Below are 25918 nucleotides of genomic sequence, written 5' to 3'. Positions count from 1 at the left end.
ATCAGGCCTCACAGGATCGGACTCCGCAGGATCAGACGTAGTCCTCCAGCCGCGCCAGCGCGTAGCCCTGCTCCGTCGCCTGGCGCAGCACCGTGCGCAGCATGTCCGGCATGGTGGCGTTCCACGCCTGCGGGCCGTTGAAGTGCGTGAGGATGATGTCGCCGGGGTGGAACCGCGGGTCGTCCTCGCGGTAGTCGATCCGGTCCGGGAACGCCTCCTCATTCCACAGCGGCGCGGCACGCGCCCCGCACTCCTCGGCGACGGCGAGGGTGCCCGCGTCGAAGTCACCGAAGGGCGGCCGGAACAGCCACGGGCGGACACCGATCTCGTTCTGCAAGATGTCCTGCTGGCCGCAGACCTCCGCGCGCTGCTCGTCCTCGGAGATCGTGATCATCTGCGGGTGGTGCAGGGTGTGGTTCTGGATGGACGCGCCCTGCGCGTGCAGGTCGCGGAAGTAGCCGTAGTCGTCGCTCGCCGACTCGTCGGTGAGGAACGCGGTGACCGGGATGTCGAGGTCCCGCAGCATCTGCAGGAACGAGTGGTCCTTCGCCGCGCCGTCGTCGATCGTCAGGAAGACGACCTTCTCCTCGGTCGGCACGCTCGCGAAGACGGGGATCAGCCCGGAGCCCTGGTCCGCCCAGTCGGGCGTGGTCAGCTGCGGTTTGACCTTGGGCGGGGGCGGCGCCACGAGCGGCGGCTGGTCCAGCCCCCACTTCTTGGCGGCCGACATCCGCTCTTCGCGCGTCAGCTGCTGCACCTGGGCCGCGCCGGCCTGCGCGTGTCCGTCGTCCTGGTGGGTCTCCAGGGGCGGCGTCCCCCAGGTGGCGCAGGCGCTGCCGCCGGCGAGGAGCAGAAAGGCGGCCAGCAGCCGGGTGACGGGGCGGCGGGCCGCCGCCGGAGGAGTGCGTACGGAGCGTATGAGTCGCATAGTCCGGATCCTGGCAGCGGGATCCGGCGGGCGCGCGCCCGGTTACGCCCATCGGGTCCGCGCGCGGCGCACGGGGGTGACGGTCCGTCGCCCGGGCCGTGCCGCCGGCGATTCGGTACCGGGGTGGCGGCCGTCCCCCTCGCCGCCTGTCTCCGCCTGACCGGACAGGGCGTCGAATGCCGCGTGACGCCGAGGCGGGCACGCGGCCGCCGAAGGCCGTGGGCGACTTCGGTGGCTGATCGCCCCAAGGGTGCCGCCCGGACGTGTCGGCTGATCCGGAGACGTGCGCTGCCGTAACGGGGACGGCGGCGCACGCACGGCGTCACGACGGGACCGGCGGCCCGGTGTGGCAGGCCTCGATCAGGGAGCGTAGTTCGGCGCGGGGTGGGTCGGGGCGGACCGCGAGGAAGGCCGGCATCGCAGGGGCTGGGTTGCTCAGGGGGCGGAAGACCACGCCTGGGACGGCCAGTTGGCGGGCGTAGGGTGCGTAGAGGACGGTCCAGGACGGTTTGCCGTAGCCGATCGTGGCCAGTGTGTCCTGGTCGGTGGTGTACTCCGGGCCGAGGACCGGTTCGAAGCCGGCCTCCCGGCACGAGCCCGTGACCAGGTCGTACAGCGTGGGGTTCCTGGCCCGGGCGGCCAGCCGCAGCGGGAGCCCGGCCAGGAGTGCCATGTCGATCGTGCCGCGTACGGCCAGGTCGTGGCGGGCGGGCAGCGCGACCATGAGGTCGTCCTCCCACAGGGGGAGCAACTCCAGCTCCGGTACGTCTCTTTCGCCCCGCAGCAGCGTCGCGTCCAGCTCGCCGGAACGCACCCGCTTGAGTCGGTCGTCGGTGGCGGCCGTGACCAGTTCGAGCTGGGCGTGCGGGGCGAGCCGGGTGAACTCGGCGAGGATCCCCTCCAGGCGCGTGCCGAGCCCGGCACTGGTGCCCAGCCGCAGCGTGGTGGCCCGTTCGGACCGCAGCTCGTCGATCGCCTCGCGCGCCCGGTCCTCCGCGGCCAGCACCTCCCGGGCGTGCGGCAGCAGCCGCCGGCCCGCCTCGGTCAGCCGGACGGCGCGGGTGGTGCGGTCGAACAGCCCCACCCCGAGTTCCCGCTCCAGCCTGCGCACCTGCTGGCTGACCGCTGACTGCACGATGTGCAGCCGCTCCGCCGCCCGCCCGAAGTGCAACTCCTCGGCCACCGTCAGGAAGTACCGCAACTGCCGGATTTCCATGCCCACCCCATTGATCTGAATCCGCGATGAGTGTAGGCGCACTTCGGACCTTGGTCGACGGCGGTGCCCGCGATGAGAGTGGTGCGCACCCAGCCGTACACCGAGGAACGAGGAACACCGATGCCCAGCACCACCCTGCGGATCAGCGGCGGCACGGCCACCGTCGAGTACGACATCACCGGCACCGGCCCGGGGCTCGTGCTCGTGCACGGCACCGCGGCGACCCGCGAGCAGTGGGGGCCGCTGACCGAGGCCGTCGCCGGCCGGTTCACGGTGGTGGCCCCCGACCTCTCGGGGTCGGGCGGCACCACCGACCACGGCGGGCCGGTCACCCTCGCCGATCTCGCCGACGAGGTGCTCGCGGCCGCCGACCACGCCGGACTGGACTCCTTCCACCTGGCCGGCCACTCGCTCGGCGCGGCCGTCGCGACCCACATCGCGGGCACCCGCCCCGAGCGCGTCCGCTCCCTCGCGCTGCACGCGGGCTGGGTGCGCACGGACACGCGGATGGCGGCCGAGTTCCGCTATTGGCTGGAGCTGCTGCGTGTGGATGCGGCATACGGGACGGCCCTGTTCGCGCGGGCGGTGCCGCTGATGGCCTTCGGCCCGCGCTACTGGGAGGGCGTCGACGCCCCGGCCCACGAGGAACTCGTCCGCGCCCTCGCCGGGGCGATCCACGGCGAGGGCGCGGCCCGGCAGACCGAGACCGACCTCGCCGTCGACCTGCGCCCCCTGCTCGGCCGGATCGCCGCCCCGACGCTCGTGCTGGCCAGCGCCCACGACCGGCTGATCGGTGCCGAGCAGCAGCAGGCGCTGCGCGCGGGCATCGCGGGGGCACGCTACGCCGAGATCGACGCCGGGCACGGCGCGCCCGGCGAGGACCCGGCCGGTTTCGCGGCGAAGCTGGCCGCCTATCTGGACGAGCGGCTCACAGCGGACCGGGAGCCGACATCCGCCGCCTGAGGGCTCAGACCTCCAGCTCCGCTTCTATGCGCTTGAGCTGGTGCCGGGCCATGGCGAGGTTCGCCCGCTGGGAATCGAGGACGAGGTAGAGGAAGAGGCCGTTGCCGCCGCGCCCGGTGAGCAGCCTGATCAGGTGGTACTGGGAACCGAGCGAGATGAGGATGTCCTCGATCCGGTCCTGGATATTGAGCATTTCCATGGCGCGCAGCTTGGCCCGTACGACATCCGTGTTCGCCGCCGCCGCGACATTGAGGTCGAGCGACTGGGACCCGCCCAGGGTGCCGAGCGCCATGCCGCTGCCGTAATCGACGAGGGCCACGCCGAGGGCCCCCTCGACCGAGCTCATCGCGTCCTTCAGTGCCATTTCGGTGTTCGCCATGACAGTTCCGCTTTCGATGTCGGTGATGGATGTCAGTGGTGGATGTCGGTGATGGGTTTCGGTGCGGGGTTTCGATGTGGGGCTTTCGCGCTCAGGCCTGTCGTCGGTGCGACGCGTCCACGAGAGCGGCTATCCGGGGGCAGGCCCGGCGGGCCTCCAGGTTCAGCCGGCCCACATTGGCGTCGCCGGCGGCCAGCAGCGTCAGCACGCTCGACGCCCCCGCGGCGTAGGTGGCCACATAGCCGAATTCGCCGCTGACCAGCAGCTCGCGGAAGCCTCCGTGGCCCACGGCGTCCGTCAGCCGGGCGCCCACCCCCAGGGCCGCCGCGGTCAGCGCGGCCATGCCGTCGGGCTCGGCGCCGGCGAGGAGATGCGCGATCACCAGCCCGTCCGTGCTCGCGACCATCGAACCGGTCAGATGGGGTACCCGGACCCGTAACTCCTGGAGCTCGGCGAGCACTTCGGGTGGTGCTGCGGTCATCGACTGCCTCCTTCCGGCGAACTGCCTCAAAGCGCGCCTCATCATGGGATCGGTCGAAACTGGCGGCTGCACGGCACGGTCACATTCCTCTCCAGCCCGTGGGCGATTACCAGTGGCGTGTCCGTTGCGACGGAAGGTAACCGATCGTGCGACTGTGGCTGGGGGTTTTGGCATTTGTCACCGGAAAATCCGGCCTGGGGCCGATCGGGGCCCGGCGGAGGCGTTCCCCGACGTGCGGGCACGGGTGCGGCAGAATTCCGAGCCGTCGGGTGTCCGCCAAGGTGACCGAAAACGACGGGTCGGAACCGCGGCCGGAATTCCTCCACCGGCTCCGCCCTGCCGCGCCGCCGTCCTGCCACGCCGCGCCACGGTCCCGCCGCGTCACCGTCCCGCCGCGTCACCGTCCCGGCTCCGCGCGGAGACCCGCCGCCGGGTCCGGCGGATCACGATCGCCCCACGGCCCCCCGGACTCCCACCCGGATGGGAGACTGAGGGGCGGACGGGCAGGGTGCCGTCCGGTGAAGACGTGGTCGGTGGTCGCACCCGCCGTGCCGAGGCGGACCGTGGAGGGACAGGAACATGCAGGTCGGAGCCCTCCTGTGAGACTGCTGCACACCTCCGACTGGCACCTCGGGCGGTCCTTCCACCGCATCGGCCTGCTCCAGGCCCAGCGGGCGTTCATCGATCACCTCGTGGGGACGGCGCGCGAGCACGAGGTGGATGCGGTGCTCGTCTCCGGTGACGTGTACGACCGGGCCGTCCCACCGCTCGCCGCCGTCGAGCTCTTCGACGAGGCGCTGCACAAGCTCGCCGACGCCGGGGTGCCCACCGTGATGATCTCCGGCAACCACGACTCCGCCCGCCGCCTCGGCGTCGGCGCCGGGCTCATCGGGCGGGCCGGGATACACCTGCGTACCGACCCGGCCGGCTGCGGCACCCCCGTCGTGCTCGCCGACGTACACGGCGACGTCGCCTTCTACGGCCTGCCCTACCTGGAGCCCGCCCTCGTGCGCGAGGAGCTCGGCGCGCCCCGCGGCGGTCATCAGGCGGTGCTGCGGGCCGCCATGGACCGGGTGCGCGCCGACCTCGCCACGCGGCCCGCCGGAACCCGGTCCGTCGTCCTCGCGCACGCCTTCGTCGCGGGCGGCGCGGCCAGTGACAGCGAGCGCGACATCACCGTGGGCGGGGTCGCCTCCGTCTCCCCGGAGACCTTCGACGGCGTCGACTACGCCGCGCTCGGCCACCTCCACGGCTGCCAGACGATCACCGAGCGCGTCCGCTACTCCGGCTCCCCGCTGGCGTACTCCTTCTCCGAGGCCGACCACCGCAAGACCATGTGGCTCGTCGACCTCGGCGCCGGCGGCGCCCTGACCGCCGAGCGGCTGGACTGCCCCGTGCCGCGCCCGCTCGCCCGCATCCGCGGCCGCCTCGACGACCTGCTGGGCGACCCGCGCCTGGAGCGGCACGAGGAGGCGTGGGTCGAGGCCACCCTCACCGACCCGCACCGCCCCGAGGAGCCCATGGCCCGCCTCGCCGGGCGCTTCCCGCACGTGGTGAGCCTCGTCCTCGAACCCGACCGGGCCCCCGAGGACCCCCTCGCCTCCTACGCCCAGCGGCTCCGCGGCCGCAGCGACCACCAGATCGCCGAGGACTTCGTCGCCCACGTGCGCGGCGGCCTCGGCCCCGACGCCGCCGAGAGCACCGTGCTGACCGGCGCCATCGACGCCGTACGGCTGGCCGAGGCCCTCGGCGAGGAGGCCCGATGAGGCTGCACCGGCTCTCCCTGCACGCCTTCGGGCCCTTCGGCGGCTCCCAGGAGATCGACTTCGACGCCCTCTCTTCCGCCGGGCTCTTCCTGCTGCACGGACCCACCGGCGCCGGGAAGACCTCCGTGCTCGACGCGGTCTGCTACGCCCTCTACGGCGGGGTGCCCGGCGCCCGTCAGGGCAGCGGCCTGACCCTGCGCAGCGACCACGCCGACCCGGCCACCCTCACCGAGGTGACGCTCGACCTCACCGTCGGCGGCCGGCGGCTGGAGATCACCCGGCGGCCCGAGCAACTGCGCCCCAAGAAGCGGGGAGACGGCTTCACCCGCGAGAAGGCTTACAGCACGCTGCGCGAGCGCGACGGCGACGGGCAGTGGCAGGGCCTCAGCCGCTCCCACCAGGAGATCGGCGAGGAGATCACGCAGCTGCTCGGCATGAGCCGCGAACAGTTCTGCCAGGTCGTGCTGTTGCCGCAGGGCGACTTCGCGCGCTTCCTGCGCGCCGAGGACACCGCCCGCGGCAAGCTGCTCGGCAAGCTCTTCGACACCGGCCGCTTCGCCGCGGTCGAGGACCGCCTCGCCGAGCTGCGCCGGGCCGCCGAGAAACAGGTCACCACCGGCGACGAGCAACTCCTGGCCCTCGTCCACCGGATGCGGCAGGCGGCCGCCGACCCCTCGCTGCCCGAACCGGGCACCACCGCCGTGCCCGGGCAGCGCGCCTCCTCCCGTACGGCCCGTACGGCACCCGCGGGCCGGGCGCCCCTGGCCCCCGGCGATGCCGGGCTGGCCGAGGCCGTGCTGACCTGGGCGGCCCTGGCCCGCTCCGGGGCGCGGGAGCGGCGGGACATCGCGGCCGTCGCCGCACGCACCGCGGAGGACGCCCACCGCGCCTCCCAGCGGCACGCCGACGCCACCCGCGAACTGGCCGGTCTCCAGGCGCGGTACGCGGCGGCCCGGCAGCGGGCCGCCGCCTTCGAGGGGCGCGATGCCGAGGCCGAGCGGCTGCGCGAGCGCCTGGAGCGGGCGCACGCCGCCGGGTCCGTGGTGCCCGCCCTGGAACTGCGCGAAGAGGCCGGGCGCGCGCACCACGCCGCCGCCGGTGCCGAACGGGCCGCCCGCGACCGGCTGTCCGCCACTCACCGGGACGCCCCCGCGCCGGAACTCACCGCACTGGAGCGGGCCCACCGCGAGGAGCTCGGCTCGCTCTCGGCCGCCCGCCGCGCCGAACAGCGCGCCACCGACGTCGCCGCCGAGCTGGCCGGACTGGACCGTGAGGCCCGCTTCGACGAGGAGGCCCTCACCGAGGCCGACGACTGGCTCACGGGCTGGGAGGCCCGGCACGCCGCCCACCAGCGGCGCGTCGAGCACGCGCAGGAGGCCGCAACCCGGGCCGCCCGTCTGGAGGGCGAGGTGGCCCCCGCCCGGCGCAGGCTCGACGCCGCCCGGGAACGCGACCGGCTCGCCGGGCAGGTCACCGCCGCCCGGGCCCGGCTGCTCGAAGCCAGGGAGCGGGCCACCGAGGCCCGTGACCACTGGCTCGACCTCAAGGAACGCCGCCTGCTCGGCATCGCCGCCGAGCTCGCGGCCGAGCTCACCCCCGGCACGTCCTGCAAGGTGTGCGGGTCCACGGAGCACCCCGACCCCGCCCGCACCACGGCCGGCCACGTCGACCGCGCCGACGAGGCCCGCGCCCTCGGCCTGTTCCAGGGCGCCGAGTCCGTCCGCGAGCGCTCCGAGCGCGGCCTCCAGGCGCTGCGCGACGCCCTCGCCCACGCCGAGGCCGACGCCGGAGAGGCCCCCGTCGCCGAACTGGCGGCGGCCGCCGAGGACATCAGCCGCTCCTACGCCGAGGCCCGCGCGGCGGGGGCCGACGCGCACCAGGCCCGTGAGGCGCTGGAGGGCGCGGAGCGGGAGTACGAGCGGCGGCGGTCCGCCCAGCAGGCGGCCCGGCTGCGCGCCACCGCCCGCACGGCCCGCAGGGAGCACCTCGACGGCGAACTGCGCGCGCTGGAGAAGGAGTTGGCGCAGGCGCGCGGGGGAGCGGAGTCGGTCGCCGCGCACGCCGCGCTGCTGGAGCGCCGCCTGGCCCTCCTCGCCGACGCGGCCGAGGCGGTACGCGCCGCGGCCGGCGCGGCACAGGACCTGGAGAAGGCCGAGGCGCGGCTCGCCGGGGCGGCCGGGCACGCCGGCTTCCCCACGCCCTCGGACGCGGCCCGCGCCGTACTCCCCGAACACGAACAGCGGGCCCTGCGGCAGCGCCTCGACGACTGGCGGAACGAGCGGGCCGCCGTCACCGCCGAGCTGGCCGGCCCGCGGAACGCGGCCGCCGCGGAGCGGCCCCCCGCCGACCCGGCCGCCGCGGACGCGCTGCTGGCCGCCGCGACCCGGCGGCTGCGCGAGACCTCCTCCGCCGAGTCCGCCGCCCGCACGCGCTGCCAGGAGCTGGACCAGCTCTCCGCGCGGGCCGCCGCCGACGTGCGCCGCCTCGCCCCGCTGCGCGAGGAGCACCACCGGGTGGCGGGCCTCGCGGGGCTCGTCGCCGGAACGTCCGCCCACAACGAGCGGAAGATGCGCCTGGAGTCCTACGTACTGGCCGCCCGGCTGGAGCAGGTCGCGGCCGCCGCGACCCTGCGGCTCCGGCGGATGTCCGCCGGGCGCTACACGCTGGTGCACTCCGACGCACGGTCCGGCGGCGCCCGGCGCTCCGGCCTCGGCCTGCACGTCGTCGACGCCTGGACCGGCCGCGAGCGCGACACCGCGACCCTCTCCGGCGGGGAGACCTTCTTCGCCTCCCTGGCCCTCGCGCTCGGGCTCGCCGACGTGGTGACGGAGGAGGCGGGCGGTATCCGGCTCGACACGCTCTTCATCGACGAGGGCTTCGGCAGCCTCGACGAGCAGACCCTCGACGAGGTGCTCGACGTCCTGGACTCCCTGCGCGAGCGGGACCGCACGGTCGGCATCGTCAGCCACGTCGCCGATCTCCGCCGGCGCGTCCCCGCTCAACTCCAGGTCGTCAAGGACCGGTCGGGGTCCGCCGTGCGCCACCGCACGGCGGGGGTCACCGGCTGAGCGCCCGGCGGGCGAGCGGCGAGGAGTAGACGACGCTCGTCGTCACCGGGCCGAGGGCGCCGATCCGCCCCGCCACCTCCTCCAGATGCCGCATCGACCGGGCCGCGACCTTGATGACGAAGCAGTCGTCGCCCGTGACGTGGTGCGCCTCAAGGATCTCCGGTGTGGTGGCCAGCAGTTCACGGAACGGCTCGTGGTCGCCGTCCGGATGGCGCAGCCGGACGAAGGCGAGGACGGGCAGCCCCAGCTTCTCGTGGTCGACGACGGCCGTGTATCCGCCGATGACGCCCGCCTCCTCCAGGCGGCGGACGCGTTCGGTCACGGCGCTGGAGGACATGTTCACCGTGCGCGCCAACTCCGCGAAGCCCGCACGGCCGTTGCTCTGGAGGGCGTCGAGGATGCGCCAGTCGGTGGCGTCGGGGGAATAGCCGGTCATGGGTGATGTCTAACAGTGGAAACCCCGGTTGAACAAGGGTTTTACCGGGGATTGACTGTTCGGGAAGGGTGGGCGGACCGTAGCTTTTCCGCCATGGCGGCGACCGCGCCCCGTACGCCGCGGCCGCCGGGCCCCGCGGTGTCCCCTGCCACCTCCGGTACTGGGCCGGTACCGTGGAGGCATGCCGGCACTCAACATTGAATTCACGGAAGAGGAGCTCGCGGCCATCCGTGAGGCCGCTGCCGCCGACGGGAAGAGCATCAAGGCGTACGTGCACGACCTGTCCGTGCGCGAGCAGCAGCGGCGCCGCTTCGTGGAGCGTGCCGCGAAGTTCTGGAACGAACACATAGAGGAATTCGACGCCGCCTTCCCCGAGGAGGCACCTCCGTCCGAGGGCGGTGCGGCCGCCTGATGACGTTGCTCATCGACCTGCCCTGGCTCCTGGGCGTGCAGGAGCAGAAGCTGTACGAGGAGCCCGCCGTCCACGACTACACCGCCCTCGCCGCCGCGGTCTCCCGGCACGCCTTCGACGTCGCGAAGTTCGACCACGAGCCCGACGCCGCCTGGCGGGCCGCCGCCCTGATGCACACCCTGGTCAGGCTCCAGCCGCTGCCGGTGCGCAGCAGCCTCTACGCCTGCATGGTCGTCGTCGCCTACATGGCCGCCGCGGGCGAGGGCATCGACCCGCCCTACGGCTCCATAGTGGACCTCGCCCGGGACATCAAGGAGTACCGGGTCGACGTCTACGAGTGCGCCGACCGCATCCGGACCTGGCGCATCTGACGGCCGCGCGCGGGGGCGGGCCCGGATGCCGCGCCGGACCCGCCCCCGCGTCCGCGCGTCAGAGGGCCGACAGCTCCGCCAGCAGGTCGTCCAGGCCCAGCGACCCCTGCGACAGCGCCGCCATGTGCCACGCCTTCGCGTCGAACGCGTCACCGTGCGCCTCGCGGGCCGCGTCGCGCCCGGCCAGCCAGGCCCGCTCGCCGAGCTTGTAGCCGATCGCCTGGCCCGGCATGCCGAGGTAGCGCACCAGCTCGCTGTCGACGAAGCCCGCCGGGCGGCCGCTGTGCAGGCCGAAGAACTCCCGTGCCAGCTCGGGCGTCCACCGCTCGCCGGGGTGGAACGGCGAGTGCTCCGGGATCCGCAGCTCCAGGTGCATCCCGATGTCGACGATCACGCGGGTGGAGCGCATCATCTGGGCGTCGAGGTAGCCCAGCCGGCGCCCGGGGTCGGTGAGGAAGCCCAGCTCGTCCATGAGCCGCTCCGCGTAGAGCGCCCAGCCCTCGCAGTTGGCGCTGACGTGACCGACGGTGGTCTGGTAGCGCGAGAGCTGGTCCGCCACGTGCGCCCACTGCGCGAGCTGGAGGTGGTGACCGGGTACGCCCTCGTGGTACCACGTGGACACCAGGTCGTACTCCGGGAACCGCGTCTCGCCCATCGTCGGCAGCCAGGTGCGGCCCGGCCGTGAGAAGTCCTCGGACGGCGAGCTGTAGTACGGGGCCGCGGCGCTGCCGGGGGGAGCGATGCGGGACTCCACCCGCTTGACCCGCTCGGCCAGTTCGAAGTGGGTGCCGTCCAGCGCCTCGATGGCCTCGTCCATCAGCTCCTGGAGCCATACGCGCACCTCCTCGACGCCCTCGATGTGCGGGCCGTGGGCGTCGAGATGGGTCAGTGCCTCCCAGGGCGTCTTCGCGCCGGGCAGCACCTTCTCGGCCTCCACGCGCATCTCGCCGAGGATGCGGTGGAACTCCGACCAGCCGTAGGCGTACGCCTCCTCCAGGTCGAGGTCCGTGCCGTTCCAGTAGCGCGACCAGCGGGCGTACCGCTCGCGGCCCACCACCTCGGGGGCGCCCTCGACACCCGGGGCGTAGACGTCGCGCAGCCAGTCGCGCAGCGCGACGAGGCCGCCCGTCGCGGCGGCGGCGCTCTCCTCCAGCTCCGCGCGCAGCGCCTCGGGGCCCTCGGTGACGAAGTCCGCGAACCAGCCGCCGTCGGTGCCGATCCACTCGGCCAACTGCCCGAGGACGGTGGCCACCTGGCGCGGTCCGGCGGGCAGCTTCCGGTCGAGGCCCTCGGCGAGCGCCGCCCGGTAGGACTCCAGCGACGCGGGAACGGCCCGCAGCCGCTCGGCGATCGCCGACCAGTCCTCGGCGCTCTCCGTGGGCATGATGGTGAACGTCTCCCGCACGCTGTGCAGCGGCGAGTGGATGTTGCTCACCGCGCGCAGCGGCTCGCCCGCGTCCTGGACGGCGAGTTCGGCGGTGAGCCGCTCGCGCAGCAGGCGGGCGCAGCGCCGCTCGATGTCGCTGTCCGCGCCCGGCTGCCGCTCCGCCTCGGCGAGCCGGTCGAGGGTCTCGCGGGCCAGGTCAGCGAGGGCCAGTTGGCCCGCGGGCGAGAAGTCCGGAAGCCGCCGCGCGGACTCCGCCACCCCGAGATAGGTGCCGGTGAGCGGGTCGAGTTCGATGAACGCGTCGACGTAGGCGTCGGCGACCTGGCGGGGGAGGAGGTTCCTGGTGTTGTTCGGCATGCGGTCATCCTCATACGCGTGGGGCGGCCGCGTCATCGGCATTTCGGTTCCGGATATCGGAGCGGTGCGGCAATTCAGCGCTTGTGGGCGGAAGATCCCGTACGGGCCGCGGGCCCAGCCGGCTCCCGGACCGTACGGGCCGTGATGACCAGCGTGCCCTCCTCGATCAGAAAGTCCAGCGGCAGGCCGAGGGCGCGCATCGCCGCGACCATCGCCGTGTTGGACGACCGGGTGACGGCGTAGACGCTCTCGCACCCCGCGTCGGCGGCCATCGCGACCAGCCTGCCGAGGAGTTCACCGCCGACCCCGCGCCGCTGCCACGCGTCCTCGACGAGCAGCGAGACCTCGGTCTCCTCGCCGTCCCACAGCAGGTGGCCGAGCGCCACCAGCCGGCCGGAGGCCGTGTACGCGGCCAGGGTGCGGCCGAAGCGCGGGCTCAGCAGGTGCCGGAGATAGCGGTCGGCGTCGCCGGCCGGCCCGTGGTAGCGGCGGGACAGGGTCTCGGGGGAGCAGCGCTCGTGCATCTCGCGCGCCGCGGCCAGATCGTCGGGGCCGGCGCGGCGCACGGTGATCTCGTTGCCCTCCGGCAGCGTCAGCACGTCGCTGCGCGGCGGTACGCGCGGGCCGAGGCGGGCGTCCAGCTCCACCAGCGCGCGGGCCCGCGCGAACTCGGTGGGGGTGAAGGGCGGATGAGGGCGCTCGATGGTGATCGTCCCGCCCGAGGGGTCCGGCAGGCGGATCACCGTCTCGTCCCACATCCCCTCCGGCGGCACCGCCGGATCCGTGCCGGGCAGCGAGCGGATGGTGCAGCGGCCGAACAACTGACGCAGGGCGAGCGGGAGTTCCGCGGCGTCGAGGGCCGTACGGGTGGCGAGGGTGAGCGCCCGGGTCGGGGCGTCCACGAGGTCGTGGGCGTCGGCGCGCTCCAGCCATGTCCCGCTGCCGCCGCCGGCGGTGGCGGCGTCCGACAGACCGGAGGGCGTCAGGGTGTCCGGGGCGCGCAGCAGCAGCTCGTCCACGGCGCCGTCGGCCAGCGGGTGCGTCTGGAGCGCGAGGATGTCGACGCGGTGGCGGGCCAGCGCCGCGCACAGCGCGGCGAGACTGCCGGGCTCGTCCCGCACGGTGGTCCGCATCCGCCACAGGGCGGTGCCGCGGTCGGCCTCGGACTCCTCGTGGCCGGGCCCGGGGCGGGCGGGAACGGCGCGGTGCCGCCGGGCCCACCAAGTGTGGAAGCCGGCCGTGGCCAGCAGCGCGGCGGCCGAGGAGAGCAACAGGACGGGACCGTCCGCACCGTGCACCACCGTGTTTGCCACGGAGTCGGCGGCGGCGACCGCTGTGAACAGGGCGGCCAGCTCCACCAGATCCCGCCGCCAGTGATGGGGCGCCTGGGCGCTCTTCGCACGGGTCTCGTCAGTCATGGGCCCACCCTGACCGAGCGGTGTTGCGTGATCACGAACAGCTTGTGACCGATGGGTTAAGGGCGGCCTTGTCGCCAACTGTCCCGGTTATTAACCCTCCGGCGGACCGCAGAGGTCGGCGAGCGCGTCCTCGATGCCCCGGTGGAAAGTCGGGTAGGCGTAGATCATATGGCGCAGGGCCTCCACCGGCACCTCGGCCTGGATCGCCACGGCCAGGCCGTACATCACCTCGCCGCCCGTCGGCCCCACCGTGGTCGCCCCGACCAGGACGCCCCGGTCCGTGTCCTCGACCAGCTTGACCAGGCCGTCGTTGCCCGCCTTGTGGATCCAGCCGCGCGTCGAGGCCGGCACCCGCGCCAGGCCGGTGCGCACGTGCAGCCCCTTCTCCCGCGCCTGATGCTCCGTCAGTCCGACGGCCCCGGCCTCCGGGTCGGTGAACGTCACCCTGGGCAGCGCGCGGTAGTCGGCGTCGGGCCCCGGCTCGCCCAGCACGGCGCGGATCACGATCTCGGCCTCGTACATCGCGACGTGCGTGAACGCCCCGTGCCCCGTCACGTCGCCGACGCCCCACAGCGCGTGCGCCGCCAGCAGCTGGCCGTCCACCCGCAGCGACCGCGCTCCGGGATCGAGCCCCACGGTCTCCAGGCCGAGGTCCGCGAGGTCCGCCCGGCGGCCCGTGGCCACCAGCAGTTGGTCGGCCGTCAGCTCCGTGCCGTCCGCGAGCGTGAGCGTGAAGGCGTCCCCGCCGTGCCGCACCCCCGACGCCCGGGCGCCGGTCCGGACGCGTACGCCCTCCCGGCGCAGCACCTCCGCCAGCAGCTCGCCGGTCTCCGGCTCCTCGGCCGGGACTAGGCCCTCCATGGCCTCCACGATCTCGACGCGGGTGCCGAAGCGGGCGTAGACCTGGGCCAGTTCGAGCCCGATGGCGCCGCCGCCGAGCACGAGCAGCGAGCCGGGCGGCTCCTTCGCGGACACCGCGTCGCGGTTGGTCCAGTACGGCACGTCCCGCAGGCCCGGCACCGGCGGGACGGACGGCCGGGTGCCCGTCGCGATCACCACCCCGCGCAGGGTCTCGAAGACCTGCCCGTCCACCTCCACCCGGCCGGGGCCGGCCAGCCTGCCGCGGCCGCGGACCAGCCGGCCGCCCTTGCCGGTGAAGCGGTCGGCCGCCACCTGGTCGTTCCAGTCGTCGGTGGCCTCGTCACGGATCCGGCGGGCGAGTGGCGCCCAGTCCGGCGTCACCCGGGACTCCCCGGCCATGCCGGGGATCCGGCGCCCCTCCGCGAGCAGGTTCCCGGCCCGGATCATCATCTTGCTCGGGACGCACCCCCAGTACGGGCACTCGCCGCCGACCAGCTCCGCCTCGACGCCCACCACGTTCAGCCCGGCCTCGGCCAGCCGCCCCGCCACGTGCTCGCCGCCCGGCCCCATGCCGATGACGACGACGTCCACCTGCTCGGCCATGCGTGCCACCTTCCGCTCGCGGCGTGCCCGGGTGTGCGCACCCACCATCCCATCGCCGCGCCGCCGCGGCATGCCCACGGCCTCCTTCGTAGCAACGCACGAACGGAGCCGGGGCGCTGGCCTGCGCGAACCGCCAGTAGACTCTGGTCGTGTGACAGCTGCGTCTTTGAAGCCCCGCATTCCCAACGTCCTCGCCGGCCGCTACGCCTCCGCCGAGCTCGCCGTCCTGTGGTCCCCCGAGTACAAGGTCACCCTGGAGCGGAAGCTCTGGCTGGCCGTGCTCCGCGCCCAGAAGGACCTGGGTATCGAGGTGCCGGACGCCGCCCTCGCCGACTACGAGCGGGTCCTGGAGCAGGTGGACCTGGCCTCGATCGCCGAGCGCGAGAAGGTCACCCGCCACGACGTGAAGGCCCGGATCGAGGAGTTCAACGCCCTCGCCGGCCACGAGCACGTCCACAAGGGCATGACGTCCCGCGACCTCACGGAGAACGTCGAGCAGCTCCAGATCCGGCTCTCGCTGGAGCTCGTCCGCGACCGCGCCGTCGCCGTGCTGGCCCGGCTGGGCAAGCTGGCCGGCGAGCACGCCGAGCTGGTCATGGCGGGCCGCTCGCACAACGTCGCCGCCCAGGCCACCACCCTCGGCAAGCGCTTCGCGACCACGGCCGACGAGCTGCTCGTCGCCTACGGCCGGCTGGAGGAGCTGCTCGGCCGCTATCCGCTGCGCGGCATCAAGGGCCCGGTCGGCACCGCCCAGGACATGCTCGACCTGCTCGGCGGCGACGCCGCGAAGCTGGACGAGCTGGAGCGCCGGATCGCGGGCCACCTCGGCTTCGCACAGGCCTTCACCTCCGTCGGCCAGGTGTACCCGCGCTCCCTCGACTACGACGTCGTCACCGCGCTGGTGCAGCTGGCCGCGGCCCCCTCCTCGCTGGCCAAGACGATCCGGCTGATGGCCGGCCACGAGCTGGTGACCGAGGGCTTCAAGCCCGGCCAGGTCGGTTCGTCCGCGATGCCGCACAAGATGAACACCCGCTCCTGCGAGCGCGTCAACGGCCTCATGGTCATCCTGCGCGGCTACGCCTCGATGACCGGCGAGCTGGCGGGCGACCAGTGGAACGAGGGCGACGTCTCCTGCTCGGTGGTGCGCCGCGTCGCGCTGCCGGACGCGTTCTTCGCGCTCGACGGCCTGCTGGAGACGTTCCTGACGGTCCTCGACGAGTTCGGCGCCTTCCCCGCGGTCGTCGCCCGCGAGCTGGACCGCTACCTCCCCTTCCTCGCCACCACCAAGGTCCTGATGGCCGCGGTGCGCGCCGGGGTCGGCCGCGAGGTCGCGCACGAGGCCATCAAGGAGCACGCCGTGGCCTCCGCGCTGGCCATGCGCGAGCAGGGCGCCGAGCGCAACGAGCTGCTCGACAAGCTCGCCGCCGACGACCGCATTCCGCTGGACCGGGCGGGCCTGGACGCCCTGATGGCCGACAAGCTGTCCTTCAGCGGTGCCGCCGCCGACCAGGTCGCCCTGGTCGTCGCCCGCATCGAGGAGATCGCCAAGCGGCACCCGGAGGCCGCCGCGTACGCGCCGGGGTCGATCCTCTAGCACCGGCGCATCCTGTCTCTGACCGCCCGTGGCGGTGTCCTCCCTCGTGGGGACACCGCCACGGGCGGTCGGCGTTCTTGGGTCGGCCGCGCCGTACCACCGGAGGAGGAAGTCCTGAATGTACCGTTCTGCGTGGTCTCATCGGATGCCCGACGCTAGGAGACGGCCGTGCTCAAGGGATTCAAGAACTTCATCATGCGCGGTGACATCGTCACCGTCGCCGTGGGACTGATTATCGCCCTCGCGATGAGCACGCTCATCAAGGCGTTCACCGACTTCGTGATCAACCCGATCATCACGCGCGCCCAGGGCGGCCACTCCATGGGCCTCGGCTGGCAGCTCGGCCGGACCGGCAACCGCGCCACCTACCTCGACCTCGGCGCCTTCCTCTCCGCCCTCGTGTACTTCCTGATCTTCATGGCCGTCGTCTACTTCCTCATCGTCATCCCCTACAAGCACGTCCAGGCCCGGCGCGGACTGGTCGTCTTCGGCGAGCCGGGACCGCTCAAGACCTGCCCGGCCTGCCTCTCCGAGGACCTTCCCGAGCGCGCCCGGAAGTGCCTGCACTGCGGCACGGACCAGCCCCCGGTATAGGGTTTCGCCGATTCGCCGAAAGGGAGGGGACGCCTGGTGGTACCCGATGTCGTCGCGGAGGACCTCCGCGTCCTGTTCTGCGGCATAAACCCCGGCCTCATGTCCGAGGCCACAGGCCACCACTTCGCCCGCCCCGGCAACCGCTTCTGGCCCGTACTCCACCTCTCCGGCTTCACCCCCCGCCGCCTCGCCCCCGCCGAGCAGGACGAACTGCTGACGTACGGGCTGGGCATCACCAACGTCGTGGCGCGCCCCTCCGCACGGGCCGACGAGATCGGCGACGAGGAGTTCCGCGAAGGCGGGCGCGTCCTCGTCGACAAGGTCACCCGGCTGCGGCCGCGCTGGCTGGCCGTCGTCGGCATCACCGCGTACCGCGTCGCCTTCGACGACAAGCGCGCCAGGATCGGCCCGCAGGACCGGACGATCGGCGCCACACGCATCTGGGCCCTCCCCAACCCCAGCGGCCTCAACGCCCACTGGCCGCTCCCGAAGATGACCGAGGAATTCGAGCGGCTGCGCGCGGCGACGGAGCTCCCCGTCTGACACGACGGGATCCGGGAGCCGCGCCGCCCGCCGCCCGGGCCGCCACGGAACACCCGCCACCGACTGCCGGGGGCGGCGGCACGGGGGCGCCGGCCCCCGGGTGAGGTCCCGAGGCTCGCCGGTCTCCTCCGCACCGGATACCATCCGACCCGACAGCAAAGGGCACGCAAAGCGAGGAGGCGGCACGTTGGGGCGGCTCACCGGCGGGGATCCGTCTCTGCTGCGGCGGATCAATTCGGCCGTGGTGCTGCACGCGCTGCGCGCGGCGGCGCCACCCGGCTCCCCCACGCTCACCGACCTGACCAAGGTGACGGGCCTGTCCCGGCCGACCGTCGAGGGCGTGGTCGAGGGGCTGATGGAATCCGGCCTGGTGGTGGAGGTGCCCGCCGAGGAGGGCGAGGCCCGGCGCCAGGGCCGCCCGGCGCGCCGCTTCCGCTTCCGCGTGGAGGCCGGCCACCTGATGGGCATCGAGATCGGCCCGCACCGGATCGCCGCCCTGATGGCCGACCTCGGCGGGCGGGTCATGGGCTCGGCGTCCCTCGACGTCGCGGTGACCGCCTCGGCGGACGAGCGCCTGGGGTGCGTACGGGTCGTGGTCGCCGACCTGCTGGAACGCTCGGGCGTGCCCCGCAGCAGGCTCCGGGCGGTCGGCGTGGCCAGCCCCGGCATCGTGGAGGCCGACGGGACCGTACGGCTGGGGACCGCCCTGCCGGGCTGGACCGGACTGCCCCTCGGGGAGCGGCTCCAGCGCTCGTTCCGCTGCCCGGTGCTGGTCGAGAACGACGCCAACGCCGCCGCCGTGGCCGAGCACTGGAAGGGCGCGGCCACCGCCTCCGACGACGTGGTGTTCGTGCTCGCCGGGCTGAGTCCGGGCGCCGGGTCGCTGATCGGCGGCCGGCTCCACCGGGGGTACGGCGGCGCGGCCGGGGAGATCGGCGCACTGCACCTGCTGGGCCGGGAGGCGACCCCCGAAGTGGTGCTGTCCACCACGGGCGAACCCCTGCACCCGCTGGACGAGGCGCAGGTGGCGCGGGTGTTCACGCTGGCGCGGGAGGGCGACGAGCGGGCCGGTGCCGCCGTCGACCGGTTCATGCGGCGGCTCGTGCACGACGTGGCCGCCCTGGTGCTCGCCCTCGACCCGGAGCTCGTCGTGGTGGGCGGCTGGGCCGCCGGGCTGAACGGCGTCCTGGAACCCCTGCGCGCCGAGCTCGCCCGCTACTGCCTGCGCCCGCCACGGGTCGTGCAGTCGCTGCTGGGCGAGGCCGCGGTGGCGACGGGCGCGCTGCGGCTGGCGCTCGACCACGTGGAGGAGCAACTGTTCGCGGTCGAGAGCACGGTGACGGCGCGGCGGTGAGGCGGGCCGCGACCGGCGTCAGCCGGCCAGCAGCTGCATCCCCGAGTCGCCGAAGGTGAGCCGGCAGGTGTCCGCACGGTAGGTGGCCACCGCCACCGCCCCCGTACGGCCCGCCGTGAAATAGCGGGTGGTGACGACGAGGACGGGCGCGCCCGGCAGCCGGTCGAGCTGCTTGGCGTCGTCGGCGCGGGCGGAGCCGAGCTCCACCGCCTGGTCCTGGCCGTCGAGCTCCAGGCGCTGGAGCTCCCGGAGCACCGCGCGGGCACGGGCCGCGCCCGCGGGCGCGTCGATGCCGGTGAGCCCCGGCACGCTGCTCACCGGGACGTACAGCAACTCGGCCGCCACGGGCTGCCCGTGGGTGCGACGGGTGCGGCGGACGGTGTGCACCAACTCCCCGCCGCGGGTGTCCAGATGGCGGGCGACGGCCGCGGGCGGGACCGCCTCCACGCAGTCGACGGCGAGCCAGGCGTCCGGGCCGGCGCCGGGCCAGGAGTGGTCGGTGTCGCCGACGGAGACGCCCATGCGGGGCGGGGCGACGGTGGTGCCGACGCCGCGGCGGCGCTGGAGGCGCCCTTCCATCTCCAGCTGTTCGAGGGCCTGGCGGAGCGTGGCCCGCGCGACACCGAAGCGGGCCGCGAGCTCACGCTCGTTCGGCAGGATCTCGCCCACCGCGAACTCGGAGTCGAGTGCGTCGGTGAGCACGGTCTTCAGGTGCCAGTACTTCGGCTCCGGCACCGTGTCCAGCTGCGTGGTCCCCACCCTGATCCTCCGCAAAGGCTTTTCGCGCGCTTCTTTATTAAAGGTTGTTGCAGTATGCCTGCGACCATAAGGCGGCGCGCAGACTTGGTCAAGACCAATGGCGCGATTGTCCGACCGGGCCGGTGGCCCCCACCCGGGCGGTGCCCGCGCGGGACCGCCGTCTAGGGTGCGGGCATGACCCCGCAGGCGTATCTCTCCGAACTCTTCTCGCTGGACGGCCGGGTCGCGGTGGTGACCGGGGGCAGTTCCGGCATCGGCCGGGCCGTCACCGGGGCGCTCGCGCGCGCCGGGGCGAGCGTCGTGGTCGTGGCCCGCCGGGAGGCCGAGCTGGCCGCCACTGTGGACGAGTTGGCGGCCGACGGCTGCCGGGCGGCCTGGGTGAGCGCCGACCTGGGCACCCGCGACGGCGTGCGCGGGGCGGCGGAGGAAGCGGCCGCGGTGTTCGGCGAACCCGACATCCTCGTCAACAGCGCCGGGATCAACCTGCGCCCGCCGATGGGCGAGCTGGGCGAGGACGTGTGGGACACCACGATGGCGGTGAACCTGGAGGCGCCGTACCTGCTGGGGGAGCGGTTCGGGCCCGGCATGGCCGAGCGGGGCTTCGGCCGGATCATCCACATCACCTCCCAGCAGGCACACCGGGCGTTCGTGCAGAGCGGTGCCTACGGGGTGTCCAAGGGTGCGCTGGAATCGCTGGCCCGTTCACAGGCCGAGGCCTGGTCCCCGTACGGCGTCACCTGCAACACCCTCGTGCCGGGCTTCGTGATGACCCCGCTCAACGAACGGCTGTCCTCCGACCCCGAGAAGGTGGCGGCGCTCGCGGCGCGCACGATGACCGGACGCAACGGCCTGGCCGAGGACTTCGCCGGCGCGGCGGTCTTCCTCGCGAGCCGCTCCTCCGCCTATGTCACGGGGCAGTCGATCTTCGTCGACGGCGGCTTTTCCGTGCACTGAGCTGGCGCTTGCCCGGCGGGTCTTGTGGTCGGGTGCGGGTGGTGTCGTCTGCGCACCACCGCTGCGCGGCGGTGTCCTCAATCGCCGGACGGGCTGGATGTGGCTGATGTGGGTGTGCAATTCAGCCCGTTGGGGGGCGCCTCTAGGGGAGGGAAGCGGCCCGCAGTTTGGCAACGACCCACCGGCCCGGGTGCCCCCTGCGGACGTTACGGCGCCAGCCCCGCCAGTTTGTCCGGGTTGCGTTGGATGTAGACGGCCCCGATACGGCCGTCGTCGGACAGCTCGATGCTGAGGGCGGTGTCCGGCCGGCCCGCGGAGAGGACGAGCAGTGCCGGCCCGCCGTTGAGTTCCAGGAAGAGGATCTCCGGCTCGGGCACGCCCTTCCGGGCCACCGCGAAGAGGAAGCGCCCCACCTTGTCGGCGCTCTCCAGCACCCGCAGCGGGGCCTTGGGCTTCCCGCCGCTGTCGCCGACGAGCCGCACGTCGGGGGCGAGCAGCGCCAGCAGGTCCTCGATGCTCCCGCCGGTGGCGGCGGCGAGGAACTTCTCGGTGAGGTCCCGCTGTTGGACGGGGTCCACCGGGAACCGCGGTCTGCCCTCGTCGACATGGCGGCGCGCCCGCCCGGCGAGCTGCCGCACGGCCGCCTCCGAGCGGTCGAGCACGGCGGCGATCTCCTGATAGGGGAAGGCGAACGCCTCGCGGAGCACGAACACCGCGCGCTCCAGCGGCGAGAGGGACTCCAGGACGACCAGCATGCCCAGCGAGACGGAATCGGCGAGCACGGCCCGCTCGGCGGTGTCCGGGACGGTGGCCCCGAAGTCCGTCGCGACCGGCTCCGGCAGCCACGGGCCGACGTAGCTCTCGCGCCGGGTCCGCGCCTGGCGCAGCCGGTCGATGGCCAGCCGCGTGGTGACGCGCACCAGGAAGCCGCGGGCGTCGCGCACCTCCTCGCGGTCGGCGCGGGACCAGCGCAGCCACGCCTCCTGCACGACGTCCTCGGCGTCCGCGACGCGGCCCAGCATGCGGTAGGCCACGCCGGTCAGGATGCCGCGGTGTTCCTCGAAGGCGTCGAGGGCGGGGTCGGGTGCGGTCACAGCGCCCATCCCACCGTGACCCGGGCGCGGTTGTCCATATGAGTCCCCTGACCCGATGAGTCCCCTCACCCGCGCCGCGGCCCCGGGCCGCCGGGGTCTACCCAGCGGTAATCCTTGCTGACATCCTGTCTCAATACCCCTGCACTGCCCCGTGGATGACGAGGAGTCGCACCATGGCCGACACGGTCGCCTTCCCCATCGACACCCCCGCCGGAGAGCGGACCGCCGAGGTGTCCTACGAACGGCTCGGCGGCGGGGAACCCCTCGTCCTGCTGCACGGCATCGGTCACCACCTCCAGGTGTGGGACCCGGTCGCGGGCATACTCGCCGCCGAGCGCGACGTCATCGCCGTCGACCTGCCGGGCTTCGGCCGCTCGCCCGGCCTGCCCGACGGGATCCGCTACGACCTCCAGGGCGTGACCCCCGTCCTGGCCGCGCTCTTCGAGACCCTGGGCCTGGACCGGCCGCACGTCGTGGGCAACTCCCTCGGCGGGCTGCTCGCCCTCCAGCTCGGCCACGAGAAGCTCGTGCGCTCCGTCACGGCGATCTCTCCCGCCGGGTTCTGGAACGAGACCGAGCGCCGGTACGCCTTCGCGGTGCTGCGCCAGATGCGCCGCGGTGCCGTCACCATGCCCCCGCGGCTCGCGGCCCGGCTGGCCCGTACGGCCGCCGGCCGGGCGGTGATGGTCGGTCCCATCTACGCCCGGCCCGCGCGCCGTTCACCCGACGCCGTGATCGCCGAGGCGCGCGCCCTGCGCGAGGCCACCGGTTTCGCCGCGACCCTGGAGGCGGGCCGCACGGTGCGGTTCGACCACGAGGTGTCCGACATCCCGGTGACCATCGCCTGGGGCAGCAAGGACCGGCTGTTGGTGCCCCGGCAGGGCATCCGCGCCAAGAAGGTGATACCGGGCGCCCGGCTGCTGCGGCTGTCCGGCTGCGGCCATGTGCCCATGAACGACGACCCGGCACTGGTCGCCCGCGTCATCCTCGACGCGTCCCGCTGAGCGCGGGGCCGTCAGCCCCGCGCGGGCGGGTCGAGGAGCACCGGCTGGGCCCGTCCCGTGGCGGCGTCGAAGTGCGCGCCCACCCGTCCGTCGCCCGACGAACGGCCCGTCAGACGGCGGCCGATCCACGGGAGCAGGTGCTCGCGGGCGAACCGCGCGTCGGAGGTGCGGCGGGCGGTCCAGCCCGGCCGGACGAAGGGCGGGAGCGGAGCGCGCCAGTCGAGCTCCGGTTCGTGGCCGAGCGCCTGCCAGACGGCCTCGGCCACCCGCCGGTGCCCCTCCGCGTTGAGGTGCAGCCGGTCCTCCGCCCACATCCGCGGATCGCCCAGCACTGCCGTCCCGAAGAGGTCCACCACCAGCGCGCCGTGCTTCTCGGCGAGCTCGTCGATGAAGCCGAAGAGGTGCTCCATGCGCGGCCGGAACCGCTCCAGCACCGGACCGTGCCGCCCGGGGCTGCGCATCAGCACCAGTTGCCCGCAGGCCGGCGCGATCCGCTCCACGGCCTCGGCCAGCCGGGCGCACACGAGATCGACGTCGCACTTCGGGCGCAGCACGTCGTTGAGGCCGCCGACCAGGGTCGCCAGGTCGGCGCCCATGGCCGCGGCGGCGGGCGCCTGCTCGTCGGCTATCTGGCCGATGAGCTTCCCGCGCACGGCCAGATTGGCGTAGCGCAGGCCGCCGGGCGTACGGGCGGCCAGGCGTGCCGCGAGGAGATCGGCCCAGCCGCGGTACGAGCCGTCGGGGAGCCGGTCGGACATCCCCTCGGTGAAGGAGTCGCCGACCGCGACAAAGCTGGTGTACATGGCATTCATCTGCATGGCGCGGCGATCCTACCGGGCCGCTGCGCTGTGCCGCTCGTCGCCGGGTACTTCCCCGTCGCCACCTGCGGCGGGAGCGCCCCTGGGGGAGCGTCCGGGTGGTCATGTGCGGGTCCGCCACGCCCTGCGGCGGGACGGGCAGGTGCCGCAGGTGATCGTCCACCCGCGGCGCCTGCCCGTCCCGGCCGCGCGAGCCCTACGGCCGCTGTCCGACCAGCTCGCGGAGCACGTCCTCCAAGGTCACCAGTCCCACCGGCAGGTCGTCGTCGCCGGTGACCGCGGCGAGGTGGGTGCCGGTGCCGCTCATCGTCGTGATCACGTCGTCGAGCGGGGTCGCCGCCCGGACCGTCGCGATCCGCCGCATCCGCCGCACGGGGAACGGCTGGTCGCGCGGGGTGACGTCCAGCGCGTCCTTCACGTGCAGATAGCCGATGAGCCGGCCGGAGTCGTCGAGCACCGGGAAGCGGGAGAAGCCGGACTGCGCGGAGAGCCGCTCCAGCTCCTCGGGCGTGACCCCCAGCGGGGCGGAGATCACCTGCTCGACGGGGGTGACCACGTCCTTGACCGGGCGCTTGCCCAGCTCCAGGGCGTCCCGCAGGCGTTCGGTCGCCCGCTCGTCGAGCAGCCCCGCCGCGCTGGAGTCGGCGACGATCCGGGCCAGCTGGTCGTCGGAGTAGGTCGCCGCGACCTCGTCCTTCGGCTCGACCCGCATCAGCTTCAGGGCCGCGTTCGCGAGCGAGTTGATGGTGAAGACCACCGGGCGCAGCGCCCGCGCCAGGGCCACCAGCGGCGGGCCGAGGAGCAGGGCGGTCCGCACCGGCTCGGCGAGCGCGATGTTCTTCGGGACCATCTCGCCGAAGAGCATGTGGAGATAGGTCGCCACGGCCAGCGCGATGACGAACGACGCCACGTGGATCAGCTCGCTTGGCAGTCCGACGGCGTGGAAGACCGGCTCCATCAGGTGGGCGATGGCCGGTTCGGCGACCACGCCGAGGACCAGGGTGCACAGTGTGATGCCGAGCTGGGCGGCGGCCATCAGGGCCGAGATGTGCCGCAGACCCCACAGCACGCTGCGGGCCCGCCGGTCGCCCTGGTCGGCGTACGGCTCGATCTGGCTGCGGCGCACGGAGATGAGCGCGAACTCGGCGCCCACGAAGAAGGCGTTGACGACGAGGGTCGCCAGACCGATGAGCAGCTGGACGACGGTCATCGGCCCGCCTCCTCACCGGTGGGGCGGCCGTTCCCGGGGGCCGGGGCCGTCAGCCGGACCCGGGCCGCGCGTCGGCCCGCGGCGTCGGCCACGTCGATCCGCCAGCCCGCGATCTCGACGGTGTCGCCCGCGGCCGGGATCCGGCCGAGCTCGGTGGCGACGAGTCCGGCGAGGGTCTCGTACGGGCCGTCCGGCGCCCGCAGCCCGATGATCTCCAGCTGGTCGGTGCGCACCGCGCCGTCCGCGTCGTACAGCCGCCGTCCCTCGCCGTCCGTGCCGGCCGGGGCCAGGTCGGGCAGCTCGTCGGGGTCGTGCTCGTCACGGACCTCGCCGACGACCTCCTCCACGATGTCCTCCAGGGTGACCACGCCGGCCGTGCCGCCGTACTCGTCGATGACGACGGCCATGGTGCGCCGGCCCGACAGCCGGTCCAGCAGCCGGTCCACGGTCAGCGACGTGGGGACGAGCAGCGGCTCGCGCAGCGTCGCGGTGACGGGGTGGTGGCGGCGCTGCTCCGCCGGTATCGCCAGGACGTCCTTGACGTGGGCGGTGCCGATGACGGCGTCGAGGCTGCCGCGGTAGACGGGGAAGCGCGAGAGGCCGGTGGCCCGGGTGGCGTTCACGACGTCCTCGACGGTGGCGTGCGAGTCCAGCGCCGTGACCTGCACGCGGGGGGTCATCACGTTCTCCGCGGTCAGCTCGGCGAGGTTGAGCGTCCGGATGAACAGCTCGGCGGTGTCGGCCTCCAGAGCGCCTTCCTTGGCGGAGTGGCGGGCGAGCGCGGCGAGCTCCTGCGGGCCGCGCGCGGAGGCCAGTTCCTCGGCGGGCTCCAGGCCCATCCGGTGCAGGGCGCGGTTCGCGGTGTTGTTGAGGTGCCGGATCAGCGGGCGGAAGGCGGCGCTGAACGCGCGCTGCGGCCCGGCGACCTTCTTGGCCATCGGGAGCGGGCGCGAGATCGCCCAGTTCTTGGGGATCAGCTCGCCGACCACCATGAGCACGACCGTGGAGAGCACGGTGCCGAGCACCAGGGCGGCCGAGGAGGCCGCGGCCCGGGACAGGCCGAGCGCCTCGACGGGGCCGGTGAGCAGCGCCGCGATCGAGGGCTTGGAGATCATGCCGATGATCAGCCCGGTGACGGTGATCCCGAGCTGGGCGCCGGAGAGCTGGAAGGTCAGGGTGCGTACGGCCTTGAGCGCGCTCTGCGCGCCGCGGTCGCCCTGCTCGGCGGCCCGCTCCAGCTCCCCGCGCTCGACGGTGGTGAGCGAGAACTCCGCCGCGACGAAGACGGCGCACGCCAGCGTCAGCAGCAGGGCCACTGCCAGGAGCAGCACTTCCATCATCGGTTCCA

The 25918-nt window shown here is 73.9% G+C and carries 24 protein-coding genes; 11 read left to right on the top strand and 13 right to left on the bottom strand.

Translation table 11 applies throughout. The features are described 5' to 3' along the window. Positions 1 to 31: 31 nt before the first annotated feature. Together AB0435_RS11700 and AB0435_RS11695 are read right to left on the bottom strand one after the other, a co-directional pair. Positions 32 to 928 carry a polysaccharide deacetylase family protein gene (locus tag AB0435_RS11700; RefSeq protein WP_366002625.1) on the bottom strand — a complete coding sequence of 299 codons (897 nt, stop codon included), beginning with the start codon at positions 926 to 928 and terminating at the stop codon, positions 32 to 34. Between the two features lie 322 nt (positions 929 to 1250). Beyond that, a complete protein-coding gene (locus AB0435_RS11695; RefSeq protein WP_366426780.1) occupies positions 1251 to 2144 on the bottom strand; it encodes a LysR family transcriptional regulator in 894 nt (297 codons plus the stop codon). A 120-nt stretch (positions 2145 to 2264) separates the two neighbouring features. Between AB0435_RS11695 and AB0435_RS11690 the strand changes: the two genes are divergently transcribed. Further along, a complete protein-coding gene (locus AB0435_RS11690; RefSeq protein ID WP_366426779.1) occupies positions 2265 to 3107 on the top strand; it encodes an alpha/beta fold hydrolase in 843 nt (280 codons plus the stop codon). 4 nt (positions 3108 to 3111) lie between these two features. On the opposite strand, the gene AB0435_RS11685 is transcribed toward AB0435_RS11690, so the two are convergent. Continuing rightward, positions 3112 to 3486, bottom strand: coding sequence for a hypothetical protein (locus tag AB0435_RS11685; protein ID WP_366002622.1), 375 nt, complete (start codon positions 3484 to 3486; stop codon positions 3112 to 3114). 91 nt (positions 3487 to 3577) lie between these two features. Then, positions 3578 to 3967 carry a roadblock/LC7 domain-containing protein gene (locus tag AB0435_RS11680; protein WP_366002621.1) on the bottom strand — a complete coding sequence of 130 codons (390 nt, stop codon included), beginning with the start codon at positions 3965 to 3967 and terminating at the stop codon, positions 3578 to 3580. A 599-nt stretch (positions 3968 to 4566) separates the two neighbouring features. Between AB0435_RS11680 and AB0435_RS11675 the strand changes: the two genes are divergently transcribed. Next, positions 4567 to 5733 carry an exonuclease SbcCD subunit D gene (locus tag AB0435_RS11675; protein WP_366002620.1) on the top strand — a complete coding sequence of 389 codons (1167 nt, stop codon included), beginning with the start codon at positions 4567 to 4569 and terminating at the stop codon, positions 5731 to 5733. Beyond that, positions 5730 to 8801, top strand: a complete 3072-nt coding sequence (locus AB0435_RS11670) for an SMC family ATPase (protein WP_366426778.1) — start codon at positions 5730 to 5732, stop codon at positions 8799 to 8801. The genes AB0435_RS11675 and AB0435_RS11670 overlap by 4 nt, the downstream gene beginning before the upstream one ends. Here AB0435_RS11670 and AB0435_RS11665 read toward each other — a convergent pair. Next, on the bottom strand, positions 8791 to 9237 hold the full coding sequence (locus tag AB0435_RS11665; RefSeq protein ID WP_366002618.1) for an Lrp/AsnC family transcriptional regulator: 447 nt from the start codon (positions 9235 to 9237) through the stop codon (positions 8791 to 8793). The genes AB0435_RS11670 and AB0435_RS11665 overlap by 11 nt on opposite strands. Positions 9238 to 9418: 181 nt before the next feature. Here AB0435_RS11665 and AB0435_RS11660 point away from each other — a divergent pair, with 181 nt between their 5' ends. Beyond that, on the top strand, positions 9419 to 9649 hold the full coding sequence (locus AB0435_RS11660) for a hypothetical protein (protein WP_116210478.1): 231 nt from the start codon (positions 9419 to 9421) through the stop codon (positions 9647 to 9649). Next, positions 9649 to 10020, top strand: a complete 372-nt coding sequence (locus tag AB0435_RS11655) for a toxin Doc (RefSeq protein ID WP_116210477.1) — start codon at positions 9649 to 9651, stop codon at positions 10018 to 10020. The genes AB0435_RS11660 and AB0435_RS11655 overlap by 1 nt, the downstream gene beginning before the upstream one ends. A gap of 58 nt (positions 10021 to 10078) precedes the next feature. Here AB0435_RS11655 and AB0435_RS11650 read toward each other — a convergent pair whose 3' ends face one another. From AB0435_RS11650 to AB0435_RS11640, 3 genes are all read right to left on the bottom strand, one after another. After that, positions 10079 to 11764: a DUF885 domain-containing protein gene (locus AB0435_RS11650; protein WP_366002617.1), complete on the bottom strand. Its 1686-nt coding sequence runs from the start codon at positions 11762 to 11764 to the stop codon at positions 10079 to 10081. 74 nt (positions 11765 to 11838) lie between these two features. Beyond that, positions 11839 to 13182 (bottom strand): GNAT family N-acetyltransferase, encoded by a 1344-nt coding sequence (locus AB0435_RS11645; protein ID WP_366426777.1) that lies wholly within the window; start codon positions 13180 to 13182, stop codon positions 11839 to 11841. A gap of 90 nt (positions 13183 to 13272) precedes the next feature. After that, the gene (locus AB0435_RS11640) at positions 13273 to 14646 is read right to left on the bottom strand and encodes an NAD(P)/FAD-dependent oxidoreductase (RefSeq protein WP_366002615.1); all 1374 of its coding nucleotides are present in this window, start codon (positions 14644 to 14646) and stop codon (positions 13273 to 13275) included. Positions 14647 to 14797: 151 nt separating this feature from the next. Between AB0435_RS11640 and purB the strand changes: the two genes are divergently transcribed. From purB to AB0435_RS11620, 4 genes are all read left to right on the top strand, one after another. Beyond that, entirely contained in the window at positions 14798 to 16240 is a 1443-nt protein-coding gene (gene purB, locus AB0435_RS11635; protein ID WP_366002614.1) for an adenylosuccinate lyase, read from the top strand. Between the two features lie 168 nt (positions 16241 to 16408). Continuing rightward, positions 16409 to 16834, top strand: a complete 426-nt coding sequence (locus tag AB0435_RS11630; RefSeq protein ID WP_366002613.1) for an MscL family protein — start codon at positions 16409 to 16411, stop codon at positions 16832 to 16834. 36 nt (positions 16835 to 16870) lie between these two features. After that, positions 16871 to 17377: a G/U mismatch-specific DNA glycosylase gene (gene mug / locus AB0435_RS11625; RefSeq protein ID WP_366426776.1), complete on the top strand. Its 507-nt coding sequence runs from the start codon at positions 16871 to 16873 to the stop codon at positions 17375 to 17377. A gap of 187 nt (positions 17378 to 17564) precedes the next feature. Beyond that, entirely contained in the window at positions 17565 to 18731 is a 1167-nt protein-coding gene (locus AB0435_RS11620; protein ID WP_366002611.1) for an ROK family protein, read from the top strand. A gap of 18 nt (positions 18732 to 18749) precedes the next feature. On the opposite strand, the gene AB0435_RS11615 is transcribed toward AB0435_RS11620, so the two are convergent. Beyond that, positions 18750 to 19490, bottom strand: coding sequence for a GntR family transcriptional regulator (locus tag AB0435_RS11615; RefSeq protein WP_366002610.1), 741 nt, complete (start codon positions 19488 to 19490; stop codon positions 18750 to 18752). Between the two features lie 174 nt (positions 19491 to 19664). Here AB0435_RS11615 and AB0435_RS11610 point away from each other — a divergent pair, with 174 nt between their 5' ends. Continuing rightward, entirely contained in the window at positions 19665 to 20444 is a 780-nt protein-coding gene (locus AB0435_RS11610; protein WP_366002609.1) for an SDR family oxidoreductase, read from the top strand. Between the two features lie 206 nt (positions 20445 to 20650). Here the strand turns inward: AB0435_RS11610 and AB0435_RS11605 are convergent, their stop codons facing one another. Continuing rightward, positions 20651 to 21547 (bottom strand): RNA polymerase sigma-70 factor, encoded by an 897-nt coding sequence (locus AB0435_RS11605; protein ID WP_366426775.1) that lies wholly within the window; start codon positions 21545 to 21547, stop codon positions 20651 to 20653. Positions 21548 to 21711: 164 nt separating this feature from the next. On the opposite strand from AB0435_RS11605, the gene AB0435_RS11600 reads away from it, so the two are divergent. Beyond that, a complete protein-coding gene (locus tag AB0435_RS11600) occupies positions 21712 to 22542 on the top strand; it encodes an alpha/beta hydrolase (RefSeq protein ID WP_366002608.1) in 831 nt (276 codons plus the stop codon). Between the two features lie 11 nt (positions 22543 to 22553). On the opposite strand, the gene AB0435_RS11595 is transcribed toward AB0435_RS11600, so the two are convergent. The 3 genes from AB0435_RS11595 to AB0435_RS11585 form a co-directional block, all read right to left on the bottom strand. Further along, the gene (locus AB0435_RS11595) at positions 22554 to 23360 is read right to left on the bottom strand and encodes an SGNH/GDSL hydrolase family protein (RefSeq protein WP_366002607.1); all 807 of its coding nucleotides are present in this window, start codon (positions 23358 to 23360) and stop codon (positions 22554 to 22556) included. Between the two features lie 196 nt (positions 23361 to 23556). After that, positions 23557 to 24570 carry a hemolysin family protein gene (locus AB0435_RS11590; protein ID WP_366002606.1) on the bottom strand — a complete coding sequence of 338 codons (1014 nt, stop codon included), beginning with the start codon at positions 24568 to 24570 and terminating at the stop codon, positions 23557 to 23559. After that, positions 24567 to 25910 (bottom strand): hemolysin family protein, encoded by a 1344-nt coding sequence (locus tag AB0435_RS11585; RefSeq protein WP_366426774.1) that lies wholly within the window; start codon positions 25908 to 25910, stop codon positions 24567 to 24569. Before AB0435_RS11585 ends, AB0435_RS11590 begins: the two co-directional genes overlap by 4 nt. Positions 25911 to 25918 lie beyond the last annotated feature (8 nt).

The organism is Streptomyces sp. NPDC051173 (assembly GCF_040689515.1).
Classification (GTDB): Bacteria; Actinomycetota; Actinomycetes; order Streptomycetales; family Streptomycetaceae; genus Streptomyces.
The sequence above is the reverse complement of the archived record's forward strand: the minus strand, read 5'-3'. Positions and strand labels throughout refer to the sequence as shown.